Here is a 14,737-nt window from a genome sequence, read left to right as displayed (position 1 = left end):
TGGCAAGACTTGTCTACGAGGCAACTCGCAAATGAGCGATGGCTCAGTTTATTTCGGGAAAAATAAAGCGGTTAGCTTTTTCGATGTCCCCAGTGATCTGGGAGTTTAAGTCTTTGCTAATAATCTCGTTAGCGATACGAATCGCATTCATGACCGCCTCGCGGTTGCTGGATCCGTGGGCTTTCAGAATATTCCCTTTTAATCCAAGAAGCGGCGCTCCACCATAGCGGTCTGGATTCAATTGCGTTCTAATGGCATCGTATGCCCCTTTAGAACACAGATACCCAAACTGGCGTAGCGGATTTCGCCTTATCTCGTCTCCTAGGAAGTCCTTGAAAAGGCATTTGAAAAGGGACTCGCAGGTTTTTAGGATAACGTTCCCTGTGAAGCCGTCGCAGACCACAACATCAACCACGTCCTCGAACAGCTGAAACCCTTCAACAGGGCCGTGGTAATTGATGATTCCAGATATTTTTTTAAGAAGCTCGTTTGCTGCATTGGTGGTTTCATTCCCTTTGCCTTCTTCGGTGCCAATTGTCATAAGACCTACCCTTGGACTCTGATTGCCGAGCACGTGCTTGCAGTAGTCGCTTCCCAGCACGGCGTTGTGGACCAAATGCTCAGCTTTTGCTAGCGGGTTGGCACCAGCGTCAATCAACACGAAGTGACCCTTTTGGCGCGGCATGACTGTCGCGAGGGCGGGGCGTTCTACGCCATCCATTGTTCTCAGGCGAATCGTTCCGCTAGCCATCAAGGTGCCGGTATTGCCACAGCTGACGACGACTGCAGCCTCCTCGTCCTTCACCAGTTCTATGGATCGGGCCATGCTCGAGTCCCGCTTCTGTTTCATCGCCTGGAGCGGCTTGTCGTCCATATCGACAATTTGAGAAGCATGGACGATGCGAAGCTTTGGGTGAGAAGCTAGTCCCGCTCCCTCTACTATAGGTTTGAGCACTGTCTCTTGGCCCACGAGAAGGATGGGAGAGAGATCGGGGAAAGCGTCGAAGGCGAGCCTAACGGCAGCCACTATCTCGGAAGGGCCCTTATCCGCACCCATAGCATCGACAGCGATGCAGGCTTTAGCCTGAATCTCCATTATAGCATGGACATCCGGATAGCTTGGACGGGAAGGCTCCGCGTCACATTTAGGAAGTTACACGGAGACATCGGTCACTTGGCGACCGCGGTACATTCCGTTGTTTGGATTCACGCGATGCGGACGGAACGCAGAGCCGTCAACTGGATCTTTTGCGAGTTGTGGCTCCTCGAAGCGATTGGCTCCGCGGCGGAGACGACTACGGCGTTTGGACTGCTTGCGTTTTGGATTGGCCATTTGTAATAAATCCTATGCTTAGTTTAGCGCGTGGTTTTAGAAAAGGAGCGGTTGATAACGGTCGCTATGTGGGCCGTCAAGTAATTGTTTGGGATTGAATCGCAATTCGACTCATTGGACAAGATGTTCCACATTGAGACTGTCTCGAACTTGTTAGGCCAAGGCCGCTTGGGCAAGGCGATTTAGATGAAGAGCGATTATAATTGTTTTTGCGATTGGGACGCATAATCCTCTCGAGATATGAAACTTGCGGAGTTTTCAGCCATCGTTTCAGAAGGATCCAGTCTGACTGAGTATCAGGCATCAGTTGTAGCTGATCTTTTAGCGTCAGCGGAGGAGGACCCCGTCGAGAAAGCGGATTTTCTTACAAAACTCGCTCTAAAGGGAGAATCTTTTCAAGAAGTTGCCGGACTTGCCAGACGATACAGGGAGCTTGCTCGAAATCCTGGACTGGACGAATGGAACTCCCGGGCGATCGACGTTTGCGGAACTGGGGGGGATAAGCAGCATACATTCAACATTAGCACCACCGTAACGTTTATCGTAGCGGCAGCCGGGATTCCTGTTCTCAAGCATGGGAATCGATCGATAACATCGAAGTGCGGAAGCTCGAATCTTTTGGAGGCCCTAGGGCTTGATATCGCATCCGATGACGCTATTTTGCAGCGATCGATGGAGGAGTTGGGATTCTGCTTCATGTTTGCTCCCGCCTTCCACCCAGCGTTCAAGGAAATTGTGCCAGTGCGACAAGCCTTGGCGGCAAAAGGGCAGCGCACAGTATTCAATATTCTGGGGCCATTGATCAACCCGGCGAAACCTGCCTACCAGTTACTGGGAGTATTCAGTGGCACCCTTGTCGATATGATGGCAAACGCCCAAGACTCTCTCGGTCTCAAAGCCGGTCTGATCGCGCATTGCGATTTGGGGGCGAAAGGTGGAATGGATGAGTTTAGCGCAGCGGGGAAAAATATAGCCCGAGGCTTTGGATCTCTAGGAGGTATCGATGCTCGTTGGGTTCCGAGCGAAATGGGGATTGAATCTGGTCCGCTGGAAGATCTTGAAGGCGGCGATGTCGAAGAGAATATGCAGATATTGGATCGACTGATGGAGGGTAAGGCCCCTAAAGCCTTGGAGAATTCAGTCGTCGTTAATGCTGCTGCGGCTTTTTTCGTGACGGGACGTTACGCGAGTATTGCGGAAGGAGTCGAGGAAGCCCGGGACCTGTTGATAGGTGGCAGCGTCCGGAAGAAAATCGGACAGGCGAAGGAATTCTATAAATCGTAATGGCTCTAAAATACTTTGGAACGGATGGGATACGCGGCGAGTACGGTGGCCCTAGTCTCAATGATGGCATTGCCTTTCGAGCGGGCGTAGCCATGGCACGGCTGTTGAAGCAGCAGTATGAAATTGAGGCTCCGCTCATGGTTGTAGGCAGGGATACCCGAGCGTCGGGTCTGAACCTTGTAGCAGCATTGGGAGCTGGATTCAGGTCGGAAGGGGGTGCCATCGAGTCGATTGGTGTGGTGCCGACTCCAGCGATCGCCAAGGTGGTGGAGTTTGGAAACGCCTTAGCCGGCTGCGCCGTTACCGCTTCCCACAATCCGAGCAAGGATAATGGGATTAAGTTTTTCCAATCCAACGGAACGAAGCCTTCGGAGTCGTTTGAGTTGGGTCTGGACCGTAGCGTGGGTGAGGTGGCGACCCCGAAAGAAACGGATTTTCCTGCGATTGAAGATGGTTTTACGGAAAAGACGGACTGGTACGTATCTCGGGTGAGGAGCACATTCGATCCGGGGCTTCTTTTGGGAAAGAGAATTGCCCTTGACTGTGCGAATGGGGCTTTGAGCTCAATTGCTACCGGAGTCTTTGAGTCTTTAGGAGCCGAAGTGGATACGGTGGGATGCAGTCCTAACGGATCAAATATAAATGACGGATTTGGGAGTGAGTGCCCGCAGGCAATGGCTGAAATGTATACGGTTAATCAGTACGATATGGGATTTTCCTTTGACGGCGATGGAGACCGGATGGCGGCGTTTGATCACCAGGGAGCGAAATTGTCGGGTGAAGCTGTCTTGGGACTGTTAGCCATTCGCCTCAAAGAGTTGAAGCAGCTAAGAGATGATACGCTGGTTACTACGCTGCAAAGCAATCTAGGGCTGGATTCTGCTTTGTCCGATTATGGAATTTCGGTTGAGAGAGTGAACATTGGGGATAAATTTGTTTCCCGATTGATGATCGCGAAAGGATTTTCCTTGGGGGGAGAGGAGTCTGGGCACGTTGTAATCGGGGATTTTTCGATGACAGGTGATGGCTTGTTTTCAGCACTATGCGTAGCTAGAACAGTAGTGGAAAAAGGCGATTCGCTGGCAGGTCTGACCTCTTTTTATGGGGCTTTTCCGCAAGAAACTAGAGCGATCGCAGTAGCTTCAAAGAAGCCCCTGAAGGAGTGTCCGAATATCCGCGCAACGATGCAGGATCTTGAGAAGATGTTCGGAGATCACGGGAGATTACTAGTTAGGTATTCAGGTACGGAGCCAAAGATAAGATTGCTTGTCGAAGCCAAGACCATTGAAATAGCAAGCGAGTCTATTGGGAAATTGGAAGAAGCGGTTCGTAAAGATCTCAGCTAGAGAGCTGATTGCATGGAATGTCGGAAGTACTTGAATACGATTTGAGCGATCGGGATCGCAAAAAGATTGAGAACGCGCGTACTGCGATGACTCGCGGAAATTTCGAGTACACCATTGAGATTTGCTGTTCGCTCCTCGAGGAAGAGCCACGCTGTTTGGAAGTGCGGCGCCTATTGAGGAAAGCCCAGAGGAGGGTACATGCGAACAAAGGCAAAGGAGTGGGTGTTATGCTTGCTGGTTTGACTGGTTATTTAGTTTTGTTCCGAGGCTATTTGATTCTGAAGAGGGACCCTGGAAAGGCCATGTCGATCGGTGAAAACGTTCTCAATCGAAACGTGTACAGTTCAAAAGCACTTTCGTTAATCGCTCGAGGAGCAAGGGCATTGGATTTGAATGAAACGGAGTCTTATTGTTTGGAGCTAATTTGCGAAAAATACCCCAACAATATTGTTAAAATGGAGCGTCTGTGTGAAGCGCTTATAAAATCGGGATCGACTGAGAAAGCGTTAAGGATTGCGGAGGGACTCACGCGTTTGAGACCGGGGAGCAGCGCAGTGCAGGAATTAGTGAAATCGGCATCCGTCGCGCACTCGATTAATCAAGGAAAGTGGGAGGATAAAGAAGAAGACTTTCGTTCAAAGCTGAAGAATAAAAAGCAAGCGGACTCCCTTGAAAGAGCAAATCGAGTCGTGGTCGACGAGAGTGGCAGCGAAGAACGTGCCGAGGATTTGATCGAAGCGATCCAAAAAGATCCGCAGCAGGTAGATAGTTACAAGTTGCTTGTCAGGTCGCTGATTAATCAGGAACGATATTCAGAAGCGATGGAGTGGCTCGACAAAGCATTTGCTTTGCCCGAGGCGGAGGCAGATGCCCCACTTCGCCAACTTAGAAGCGAATTAAAAGTGAATCGCGTGGAGCGAGAACTGTTCGACCTGAGACGGGAAATAGCTGAAAATGGAGGTTCCGACGAGCAGCTAAAGGCTCTAGAGGCGGAGCTATTGGAGCTGAAGCTCGGAGAAAGCCGTAAACTGGTAGAGCAGTTTCCCAACGACTACAGTCAGCGGTGCAAGTACGGGGAATACCTTTTTGATAGTGGCAACATAGATGCCGCAATCCAGCAGTTTCAGATTTCGCAAAGAAGCCCTAGTTTGAGGATCAAGTCATTGGTCTTACTCGGCCGCTGCTTTATGGCTAAGGAGCTATTTGATCTTGCGTTGGAACAGCTGAAGCAGCCTGCCGAAAGTTTGACAGTGGTCGACGAATTGAAAAAGGAGGTCCTTTACTTGCTAGCTCAATGCTATGATCGCCTAGACAGGCAGGAAGATGCCATTCAGCAGTATAAAGCGATTTACTCCAACGATATCGGGTACCGTGACGTTTCTCAGAAGATCAACAAGTTTTACGGCAAGGAATCGACGGGAAGTGCTACGAATCCTCCGTCGAATCCGTGACGAGTCCTTCGGGTTCGTTGTTTATCAATGCCAAGTCTGATGGGTCGATGGAACTCATGTAATATTTGAGCTCGGCGATTGACTCCCGGATGTCGTCTAGCGCGCGATGCGTATTATTTTTCTTGAACTCCCTTCCCAGCATTTCTCGGAATACGATTTTGAAACTGGAAACATCGAGCATTCGATAGTGAAGTCTCGAAGCAAAAAGAGGCAGATAAGCATCAATAAATTTGCGGTCTTGGGAAATCGAATTCCCACAGATGACAACAGGGTTCTTTTTCTTGAAATGTGCTTTCGTGATTTGGCACAGCCTTTCGTCGAGCGATGCTTCCGTGATCCCGTTCGGAACACGATCGATCAGTCCGCTAACGGCATGATGATGCTTGCACCAGTCGTTCATTTTTTCGAGGACCTCAGGAGTCTGAAAAACGGGGGTCTCCCATTCGAATACGGGCTCGAGTTGCTTGTTCGTCACAATGACCGCAGCTTCAAGGATTAGGTCGTTAACCGGATCCAGCCCTGTCATTTCCAGATCTATCCAGTAAAATCGGCGTTTAGACATAGGGATTTGCTTTCTTAATGTCTCTCCCGTTTAAGGGGATCGAGAATATTGTTATTGGGAAGTCCATAATTCGAGAGGTACTCAACCAGAGAAATCACAGAAATGACAGCAACAAAAATGGAGCGTATTTCTCCTTTCTTTAAACGCGCTCGTACCTGAAGGATTTTTATTTTGCACGAAGTCTTACTAGGTGAAAGAAGGGTGAATGAGTAAGACGATTGATATTGCCGGAATTCCTTGTGGTAATGGAAAGCCATTCGTGCTTTTGGCGGGAATGAACGTACTGGAGTCAAGGGATTTGGCCTTCGAAATTGCTTCCGAACTAAAAAGAGTTACTTCGAATCTGGGAATTCCGTACGTTTTCAAAGCGTCCTTTGACAAAGCGAATCGATCCTCAATCAATAGTTATCGGGGTCCCGGACTCGAGAAAGGGCTGGAAATACTGGCGGATTTAAAAGAGGCATTTGGTGTGCCTGTGATTACAGATGTACATGAGTCCTATCAGGCACAACCCGTTGCGGATGTATGCGACATCATACAACTTCCTGCGTTTCTGTGTCGGCAGACCGATCTCGTGTTGGCTATGGCGAAGACGGGTGCGATCATTAATGTCAAGAAAGCGCAGTTTCTCTCGCCTCGAGAGATGGGGCACATCGCTCGCAAGATAGAGGAAGCGGGAAATGACAAAATCATGCTGTGCGAACGTGGCAGTAGTTTCGGATACAACAATCTGGTTGTGGATATGCTGGGAATCGGAGTTATGAAAAATTTTGAGTATCCAATTATTTTTGACGTCACCCACTCATTGCAATTTCCTGGTGGACAGTCTGAAACTGCAGGTGGCCGAAGGAATCAGGGGTTCGAATTGGCGAAAGCTGGATTGGCGATTGGTATAGCAGGTCTATTTTTAGAGACCCATCCGGATCCTGATAGCGCTAAATGCGACGGACCTTGTGCGTTGCCACTCGATAGGGTGGGGTTGTTTTTACAGCAACTCAAGCAGCTAGATGATCTCGTAAAGAGCCAGGAGCCAGTCGAGATCGCCTAGTTACGGCGAAATCTGATTTAAGAGCTCTGGATGGGATCTACTGCTCAGGGTGACTAGAAGTTCGCACCCGATATTGGTGAGATGGGCATTTGATTCCGGGGGCAACCCTGCGACATAATTGGGGTGGTTGAAAAATCGAAACTTGTCACGTCCCGTTATCGTTACATAGTCATAGCGGTCACAAGTCAGACAATTTTCAGATTCACCGGTTTAACCCCAAGGACGATGAGATTAAGTAACCTATTTGCCTGTTTAATTATTTTGGTAGCGGCTACTGTATTCGTGTCGAGGTTCTCACTCGCTGAACCTTTCGACCGTCCTGCCAACCACCTTTCGGAAGAATTGCTTCAAGCCATTAGTCGAATCGATGGTCTGGTCGAAGCGAACTTGGAAGCGAATGGTCTTAAACGTAACCCTCCTATTTCAGATGACATATTCGCTCGGAGGATTTACTTGGATATAGCTGGTCGGATTCCAACTTTTTCCGAACTGAGCCAATTTCTTGAATCGGAAAACGAAGACAAAAGGGCTCAGCTCATAGATGAGCTATTGGAGTCAGAAGGCTATGTAAGTTCCTACTACAACTTCTGGGCTGACATTTTGAGAGTTAAGTCCAGAGGGCGTCGAACCATCATGGTATCGTACCAGGAATGGATTAAGGACAGTTTGCGCGAGAATTTGCCCTATGATAAATTTGTCAGGGACTTGATTACATCTGAGGGATACGTCTGGGATGACCCTGCGGTTGGTTATTATTTAAGGGATGCTGGAATGCCATTAGACAACATGTCGAATACGGCACAAGTATTTCTGGGTACACGAATGCAATGTGCACAATGCCACGATCATCCGTTCGATAAATGGACACAAAAGGAGTACTACCATATGGCGGCCTATACATTTGGCCTGCAATCGCAGCTGCCCTATGGTAAGGTGCCTCTTTCTCAAGACTTCCAAAAGATACAAAGAGGCATGGTGCAGAAGTCCTTGAAAGAGGGATACACTAGAGAAGAAGCCCGTAAAATGGCTCAACCCTCGGGTGCCCAAAGGAGAGTGGTTAGAGATTTGTTGCTCCCGATGACGGCACAAGCTGCCGAAATTGAGCGGGAATTGAAATTGCCTGACGACTACCAGTATCGTAACGGTCGTCCGAAACAGAAAATAGCGCCAAAGACACCCTTCGGAGAAGAGGCGATTATTGGGAAGAATGACGATACTAGAGAAGTCTATGCAGAATGGTTGACATCAGCTGAAAACCCTCGTTTTACGAAAGTAATTGCGAATCGGCTGTGGAAGAAAGCGATGGGCGCTGGACTTATCGAACCCGTCGACAATTTGACAGACGATACGATTCCCTCGAACCCCGAACTTATGGGATACTTGGTATCCGTAATGGTTGATAGCGGATACGACATGAAGCGCTACTTAAGTGTTGTTTTTAACACACGGACTTATCAAAGCGAGGTTTCAGCGGAATCTCCTCAACCTGACGAAATGTATCAATTCCAAGGTCCGATTCTTCGTCGAATGACGGCGGAGCAATTGTGGGACTCAATTCTAACTCTGGCGGTTGTCGACATAGACGAGCGCATCGGGATAGAACCTCAGCTCCTTAGAGCTCGAAATGGGGAAAAACAGATGCAAGATCGGGTGGAGCGTCTTGAAAAGTTAGATAGTATGACAGCTTACGGTTTAGCGAAACATCTTACAGAGCTTGAGGCTCGATTTCTTGAATACGAAAAAAATTACCGCAAAAACCTCCAAAATGCTGTTACGGAAAAAGAGAAAAACGAACTTCGTAAAGAGTATCGAAAAACTCGTTCACAGAAAAACCAGGCGACGGAGATTATGTTGGCGAAGCTGAATGGCGAAGACACGAACGAAATGACTCAGGCGTTCTACCAGATGGAGTCTGGTTCGATGAGTCCTGGTTTTGTCGCGAATGACGACGAAGACTTCGAGCGACTTAAAGAGATGAGACGGGATCAGCGCTGGCGGGGTGTGCCCGCCAATATGGTTCGCGCTTCAGAAGTCGTATCACCCGCTCCTCCAGGTCACTTTCTAAGACAATTCGGTCAATCGGATCGGGAAATTATCGAAAGTTCCGAGGAAGAAGCGTCGATTTCGCAGGCACTTAGGCTACTTAACGGTGAAGCTCTAAACTGGCTGATGAGACCCAATTCTGCTCTGAATGTGGAACTACGGAAAGAATCGAACGGCCGTGCTCGAATGGACGTTATATTCCGAAGTTTTTTCTCTCGATTACCAACGGCGAGGGAGCACGAGCTAATGGGTGATCAGTTTCAATCAAGTGGGCGGAATCGCGGCTATCAGCAACTATTGGCTGCTCTTGTGAATACCCAGGAGTTTCGTTTCATACAATAGACTCTGTCTAATGGTCTATTGGATTTAGAGAAAGAGAAGAGGTAAGATGAAAGATATTCTAAAGAAGTTTCCAGATCAGGACCGTAGAGAATTTCTAGCGTATTCGGCAAAGGCATTTTTAGGAGTGGGGCTCATGCCACTTGCCGTAAGATCGAGTGCGTTTGCCAGTGCGACACTTGAGCGTATGTCAACTGCGAAGAATGTCATCTATTTGTACATGGCAGGAGGGATGAGTCATTTGGATACACTAGATCCAAAGTCAGATAGGAGTGTTAAAGGACCTGTTGAAGCGATTGGAACCAAAGAGGCAGGTATTCAAATAAGTGAGTATCTTCCTACAATCGCTAGCCAGATGGATAAGCTAGCGCTTATCCGTTCATTGAGCTCAACCCAAGGTGCACATGAGGAAGGCAGATACTTCATGCATTCAAGTTACACAAAACGTGGAACAATTGTTCATCCGGGAATGGGTTCTTGGTTGGTGAAAATGGATGGCCCTCGTAACCCGAATTTGCCTGGTGTGATCCATGTAGGGAGTCCTAATCCTGGTGGGGGAAATGGCTTCTTTGAACAAAAGTTCGCACCTTTGGTAATTGGGAATCCCGAAGCGGGTTTGCAAAATAGTAAAATTCGCAAGGGAACGACTGAGAAGGAGTTTGAAGATACGGTGATGCTGACCAACGCGTTTGATTCGGAGTTTCATCGGAAATATAACCAGAAAAAAACGCGTGCGTATACCGACATGTACGACGATGCGATTAAGTTGATGAAGAGCCGTGATTTAGCAGCGTTCGAACTCGATCAGGAATTAAAGCACATCCGCGAAGCTTATGGGACGAATCCATTCGGCCAGGGCTGTCTTTTGGCGAGAAGGCTCGTAGAGCACGATGTTCGTTTCGTCGAGGTCACCTTGGGAGGGTGGGATACGCATACCAATAATTTCGAGAGAGTGTCGGAAAATGGGCAAGTTCTTGATCAGGCGCTGGGCACCCTTTTAGCTGATCTGGAAAACCGCGGGATGCTTGAGGAAACCATGGTTGTTTTGGCTACTGAGTTTGGTCGCACTCCAAAAATAAACGATAACGATGGGCGAGACCATTCTCCGACTGCCTTCTCTTGTGCGCTTGCGGGCGGAGGGGTTCGAGGAGGCCAGGTATACGGGGAAACGGATTCGACGGGAAAATTTGTGAAAGGCGAGAAGGTCGACGTACCTGATTTCAATGCAACTATTGCCTACGCTCTTGGGATACCACTGGAGAAAACCGTCTATTCATCTAGTGGTCGCCCTTTCCGTGTCGCGGACAAAGGAAAACCTATTTTGAGCCTTTTCGGTTGAGGTGCTCCCTCGCTTTGAAGAAATGAATGCTCAATTGCGTTTGTGTTTCTATTCGTTGGTTTGGCTAGGTTTTCCTGCGAATGCAGCGGTTGATTTTGACCGGCAAATAAAGCCTATTTTGGAAGAAAAGTGCTATCGGTGCCACGACGATGAAAAGGTGAAAGGGGATCTCAGGCTTGATTATCCTGAGGGAATACTGGCAGGTGGAAAAGGAGGTATTGTTTTGGTTCCAGGCGAACCGAATGAAAGCTCTTTTTTTATCCTGACAACCTATCCTAAAGATGACCCTGATTACATGCCTCAAAAAGGAGAAGGTCTGTCCAAACCAGAGCAAAATTTGCTGAAGGCATGGATAGAAGAGGGTGCGTCGTTTGGTGAAGATTTTGTCCATGACCCCAATCCCAGGGCCAAATCCAAATTTACGGAGGCAGATCCAGACTCGGCACGAAAATATATGATTATGGGTGATGCGTTGGAGATTGTTGAAAACCTTCGAGCGTCTGATCTGCTAATTGATACCGTTAATCATGATTCGAGTCTGTTTGAAGTAAGCTACACCCATGCAGATCGGGGACCGGGTGAATTCGAACTGACTTCGTTAGCACCCTTGAGCCAATCCCTGAAAAAACTGACCTTAGCGAGAACGAGAATTACCAATGAAGATCTTAGTTCGCTTTTAGAGCTGGCAAGTATCGAACATTTGGATCTTAGCAGGACTGAGGTGGATGATCGTGCTTTGGATTTCGTTTCTCAAATGGTTAATCTCAGAACGCTTAATTTACGTGATACCAAAGTAACGGACGGAGGACTCCTGAAACTCGCGAATCTAAAGCAACTCGAGCGCTTATACGTTTGGGGAACCTTGGTGACATCCACGGGCGCCACACGGCTGGAAAAGCGGATTGAGGGATTAGCCGTTAAAATGGGAACTTCAATACTGCCCCCCAATAGAGGCCGTAGTCCTCAGCGTTAAAGTCCACGTTTTATTAGTTTGTCCAGAGGCATTTTCGATTTCCCAAACGGGATCATGATGGTTTCGGATTTTCCACCCTCGATTCTTGTCGCTAGTTTCTAAGGATCACGATACATCTCCGGATGCAAAAGAACCATTCGGTAAATATGCGTGGCTCCTGAACATTGTTGCAGACTGCTGCAAGCACCCACCGTTATCCAGTTTCATCGCTAAGAAATGCGAAATCGAGGATTTCAAAGGAACTGAGAGTGGGGTATAAGTCTTCTTCGATTTAAAATCGGATCGCCATTTCTACAGCGGCTGGCTTGTCGAAGACAAGGGCTTCACTGGGTCCAGATTCCTCGTGACCTTGGGAAGCAACTACAAGTACAAAGGTGTATAGAAAGAGGGGTCCCATAGATTTCATGGGAGAGTTGGGTCGGTGATCGCTGGAGCAATCTTGTGCACATTTTGCAAACGACGAATCACCCTGTATTCGTCTATTGTTTTCAGGAAAAATGAACTTATCCCGTTTCGTCGCCTATCGGATCCATTTCGGCAACCCAGACAACGGTCCACCCTGATATCTCGTCTGTGTAAACTACTGGGCTCACATCCGGAATATCTGTGTCGACAAATTCTACCACGGATTGGCTAGCGGCATAGCGCTCTGTAACTTCTTTCTGGGTTGAAGGTAAATTCTTCCAAACGATAGAAGCTACCAGGGCGATCGCTGCGGCGATTCCCAAAACTCGAAATAATGCAGGGAACTGAATTAACTTCGAAGAGGCTATCTTCCCCCCGGTATCTTTACTAATTGCAGTTTGAATTTTCCCCCAGGAAGTGTTAGACTCAGCATACTCAGACCCTTTATTGGAATCTGCAATCGCGTGATTGGACTCCATCCAGTCGATCGCATCTGGATTTGCCTCTAGAAACTGATAGAGTCGATCGGCATCATCCGCAGGTAGCTCTCCATCCATCAGACAACTCATTAACAATCGAGCTTCTGATTCGGTGAGATCTGTTATTTTAGATTCCATTTTGACTTGTGTTCAATGATTGGATGAATCCCGACACGAGGCAAGCCTCTTGACCGGAGCCAAGAGGTTTACCTGTTTCCCTTTTCCCTAACGTCTTCCGTGGTGACGATCACTTCTATAGTCATGGTCATAGCGGCCATGAATTGGACCATTGTAGTAGTGACAGCCTCTATTGTGAGGTACCCAAACCCGCCTTTTTGTATAAGAATAGTAACCTGGATGCCAGTCGCGAAGTCTATTTCCACAGTTATCGTAGTGAACCGACCAGCGGCCATTGATCCATGTTTTCACTGAAATGTAGTCGTGGTGCCCGTTGCATCCGCAACTATCGTATCGGTGGCTGGAACGGTGGTGGACTGTTGTCCGTCGATGATGATGGTCGTCATCTAATATCGATCCTATAATCAGGCCTCCGATGAGACCTCCGATCAGGGCACGTCCCTCTCGGTCAGCCTTTGCATTTGGGGCAGTTATTGAACCTACCAGTATAGCGATCAGCGGGATAATGAGTATATTCTTCATGTTCAACGTCCTTTCCATTCGAATTGTTTTGTGCCAATTAAGACGTTGGGATCGCGTCGATTATTCACTCGAAATTCAATAAATTTTTGGATTCCTTGAAAATTCATAAGATACTAGTTTTTAATAACTTACCAAAATTAGATTCTGTAAAGAACGCGGATCTCTGCAAGTTTTACGGTTCCGAGGATATTTGGATGCTGAGAAACCTATTGTTGGCGCTTTCAGGGAGGAGCCCTTCTATATCTGCTTGTATTTCTTCGATAGGGTCTGACTGCGGAGGATTACCCGGCACGATCCAAGTATCCTAGCTCTCCAGATCGTGGCTGATCTGGACCTCGGAAAGTAGGGGCATTCAAAGAATGCGGCTAAAAATAATGTCGCTGTTTTAAGGCCAGAAAAGCAACGTATGATTCCGCTCCGATTATTGATAAGTCAAAAGCAGCCAAACTATTGAAGCGAAGAAGACATTCGATCTTAAAGGAGATAATCAATTGGGTTTAGCATTCCTTTCCTGCGAATGACATCACCAGTAAGAAGTAGTTACAATCAAGGGAAGCGTCCCCTCAGATTGGCTAAGTGTACTGGATATCAGCGGATTTCTTTAATGTCGCAATCGTTTCTCGAAAAAAGGCGTCTCGTTTCTGTTTTTCAAGTTCCTTTCGGATCGTAGGGCCTACCACTGCTAACGACTGAAGTTCACCCGTCTTTTTGTCATCCAGTCTGGCGATGTGAAAGCCGAAAGGCGTCTCGAAAACTTTGCTCGTTGCCCCGATCTCGAGCTGGTTTAAAACATCTTCAAACTCCTGAACCATATAGCCCTCTGCGAACCAACCGAGATCTCCTCCTTGGCCGGGACAGTCGGAATCCTCGTCGGCTATTTTCTCCAATGCTTCACCAGATTGTAATCGAACGAGAGCGTCCTGAGCCTTTTTCTTCGCTTCGTTGCGATCCTGTCCGTTGTTTGTGTGGTAAACGATGTGAGATGCTTTGAACTGATCGGCAGCTCGATAGTTTTGCTCGTTGTGCTGGAATATGGCGGCAATTTCCTCGTCAGAGACAGAAGGTGCCTGCTGGTTTAGAGCATCCATGTAACGCTGAAACCTGACATCGTCAGCGATCTCCAGCTTGACATTGGGCAAATCACTTCGGCTGATGCTGAATTTTTTTAGGAAACCTTTTTCTCCCCCGTGCTTTTTGGCGATCTGATTGAACTCGGATTCAACCTCATCTGTAGTGAGTTCCTGGATTTGTTTTCGGGACTCTTCGAATAAAAGTCGGTGCTCGATAATCCGATCTTTAGCCATGTCCTCAGCCTGGAGTTTCCTGGCAATCGGATCCAACCATGGAAATTGCAGATTTACTTCCTCGGTTAAGCGTTGTGCTTCCTGCAAAATCGCGTCCTTTCCAACTTTGAATCCATTAATGGTGAGAGACATGTGTAGAGGTGATTAAAAACCTGATCGTAACTCAAGGTT

At 47.8% G+C, this 14,737-nt stretch carries 14 protein-coding genes; 7 read left to right on the top strand and 7 right to left on the bottom strand.

Annotated features, from left to right (window positions below; genetic code table 11):
• Positions 1 to 43: 43 nt before the first annotated feature.
• Both plsX and rpmF read right to left on the bottom strand, forming a co-directional pair.
• Complete coding sequence (gene plsX / locus GA004_RS14385; protein WP_283394571.1) at positions 44 to 1,096, bottom strand: phosphate acyltransferase PlsX; 1,053 nt, start codon at positions 1,094 to 1,096, stop codon at positions 44 to 46.
• Between the two features lie 57 nt (positions 1,097 to 1,153).
• Positions 1,154 to 1,333 carry a 50S ribosomal protein L32 gene (rpmF, locus tag GA004_RS14380; protein ID WP_283394570.1) on the bottom strand — a complete coding sequence of 60 codons (180 nt, stop codon included), beginning with the start codon at positions 1,331 to 1,333 and terminating at the stop codon, positions 1,154 to 1,156.
• Positions 1,334 to 1,573: 240 nt separating this feature from the next.
• On the opposite strand from rpmF, the gene trpD reads away from it, so the two are divergent.
• Genes trpD through GA004_RS14365 form a run of 3 tightly spaced genes read left to right on the top strand, consistent with a single transcriptional unit; the run spans position 1,574 to position 5,414 of the window.
• Positions 1,574 to 2,617: an anthranilate phosphoribosyltransferase gene (gene trpD / locus GA004_RS14375; protein WP_283394569.1), complete on the top strand. Its 1,044-nt coding sequence runs from the start codon at positions 1,574 to 1,576 to the stop codon at positions 2,615 to 2,617.
• On the top strand, positions 2,617 to 3,963 hold the full coding sequence (locus GA004_RS14370) for a phosphohexomutase domain-containing protein (RefSeq protein ID WP_283394568.1): 1,347 nt from the start codon (positions 2,617 to 2,619) through the stop codon (positions 3,961 to 3,963). Before trpD ends, GA004_RS14370 begins: the two co-directional genes overlap by 1 nt.
• Positions 3,964 to 3,980: 17 nt before the next feature.
• The gene (locus GA004_RS14365; RefSeq protein ID WP_283394567.1) at positions 3,981 to 5,414 is read left to right on the top strand and encodes a tetratricopeptide repeat protein; all 1,434 of its coding nucleotides are present in this window, start codon (positions 3,981 to 3,983) and stop codon (positions 5,412 to 5,414) included.
• Here GA004_RS14365 and orn read toward each other — a convergent pair.
• A complete protein-coding gene (gene orn, locus GA004_RS14360) occupies positions 5,389 to 5,976 on the bottom strand; it encodes an oligoribonuclease (RefSeq protein WP_283394566.1) in 588 nt (195 codons plus the stop codon). The two genes, GA004_RS14365 and orn, sit on opposite strands and share 26 nt — an antisense overlap.
• 205 nt (positions 5,977 to 6,181) lie before the next feature.
• On the opposite strand from orn, the gene kdsA reads away from it, so the two are divergent.
• From kdsA to GA004_RS14340, 4 genes are all read left to right on the top strand, one after another.
• Complete coding sequence (gene kdsA / locus GA004_RS14355; protein WP_283394565.1) at positions 6,182 to 7,024, top strand: 3-deoxy-8-phosphooctulonate synthase; 843 nt, start codon at positions 6,182 to 6,184, stop codon at positions 7,022 to 7,024.
• A gap of 225 nt (positions 7,025 to 7,249) precedes the next feature.
• Positions 7,250 to 9,409, top strand: a complete 2,160-nt coding sequence (locus tag GA004_RS14350) for a DUF1549 domain-containing protein (protein WP_283394564.1) — start codon at positions 7,250 to 7,252, stop codon at positions 9,407 to 9,409.
• 46 nt (positions 9,410 to 9,455) lie between these two features.
• Positions 9,456 to 10,745 (top strand): DUF1501 domain-containing protein, encoded by a 1,290-nt coding sequence (locus GA004_RS14345; RefSeq protein WP_283394563.1) that lies wholly within the window; start codon positions 9,456 to 9,458, stop codon positions 10,743 to 10,745.
• Between the two features lie 22 nt (positions 10,746 to 10,767).
• Complete coding sequence (locus GA004_RS14340; RefSeq protein WP_283394562.1) at positions 10,768 to 11,718, top strand: c-type cytochrome domain-containing protein; 951 nt, start codon at positions 10,768 to 10,770, stop codon at positions 11,716 to 11,718.
• Between the two features lie 271 nt (positions 11,719 to 11,989).
• Here the strand turns inward: GA004_RS14340 and GA004_RS14335 are convergent, their stop codons facing one another.
• The 4 genes from GA004_RS14335 to GA004_RS14320 form a co-directional block, all read right to left on the bottom strand.
• On the bottom strand, positions 11,990 to 12,124 hold the full coding sequence (locus GA004_RS14335; protein WP_283394561.1) for a hypothetical protein: 135 nt from the start codon (positions 12,122 to 12,124) through the stop codon (positions 11,990 to 11,992).
• A 97-nt stretch (positions 12,125 to 12,221) separates the two neighbouring features.
• Positions 12,222 to 12,740, bottom strand: a complete 519-nt coding sequence (locus GA004_RS14330) for a hypothetical protein (RefSeq protein WP_283394560.1) — start codon at positions 12,738 to 12,740, stop codon at positions 12,222 to 12,224.
• 87 nt (positions 12,741 to 12,827) lie between these two features.
• Entirely contained in the window at positions 12,828 to 13,262 is a 435-nt protein-coding gene (locus GA004_RS14325) for a hypothetical protein (RefSeq protein ID WP_283394559.1), read from the bottom strand.
• Between the two features lie 572 nt (positions 13,263 to 13,834).
• Positions 13,835 to 14,698 carry a peptidylprolyl isomerase gene (locus GA004_RS14320; protein ID WP_283394558.1) on the bottom strand — a complete coding sequence of 288 codons (864 nt, stop codon included), beginning with the start codon at positions 14,696 to 14,698 and terminating at the stop codon, positions 13,835 to 13,837.
• Positions 14,699 to 14,737: the final 39 nt, after the last annotated feature.

The organism is Candidatus Pelagisphaera phototrophica (assembly GCF_014529625.1).
Taxonomy (GTDB): Bacteria; Verrucomicrobiota; Verrucomicrobiia; order Opitutales; family Opitutaceae; genus Pelagisphaera; species Pelagisphaera phototrophica.
This window is presented reverse-complemented; position numbering and strand designations above follow the sequence as displayed.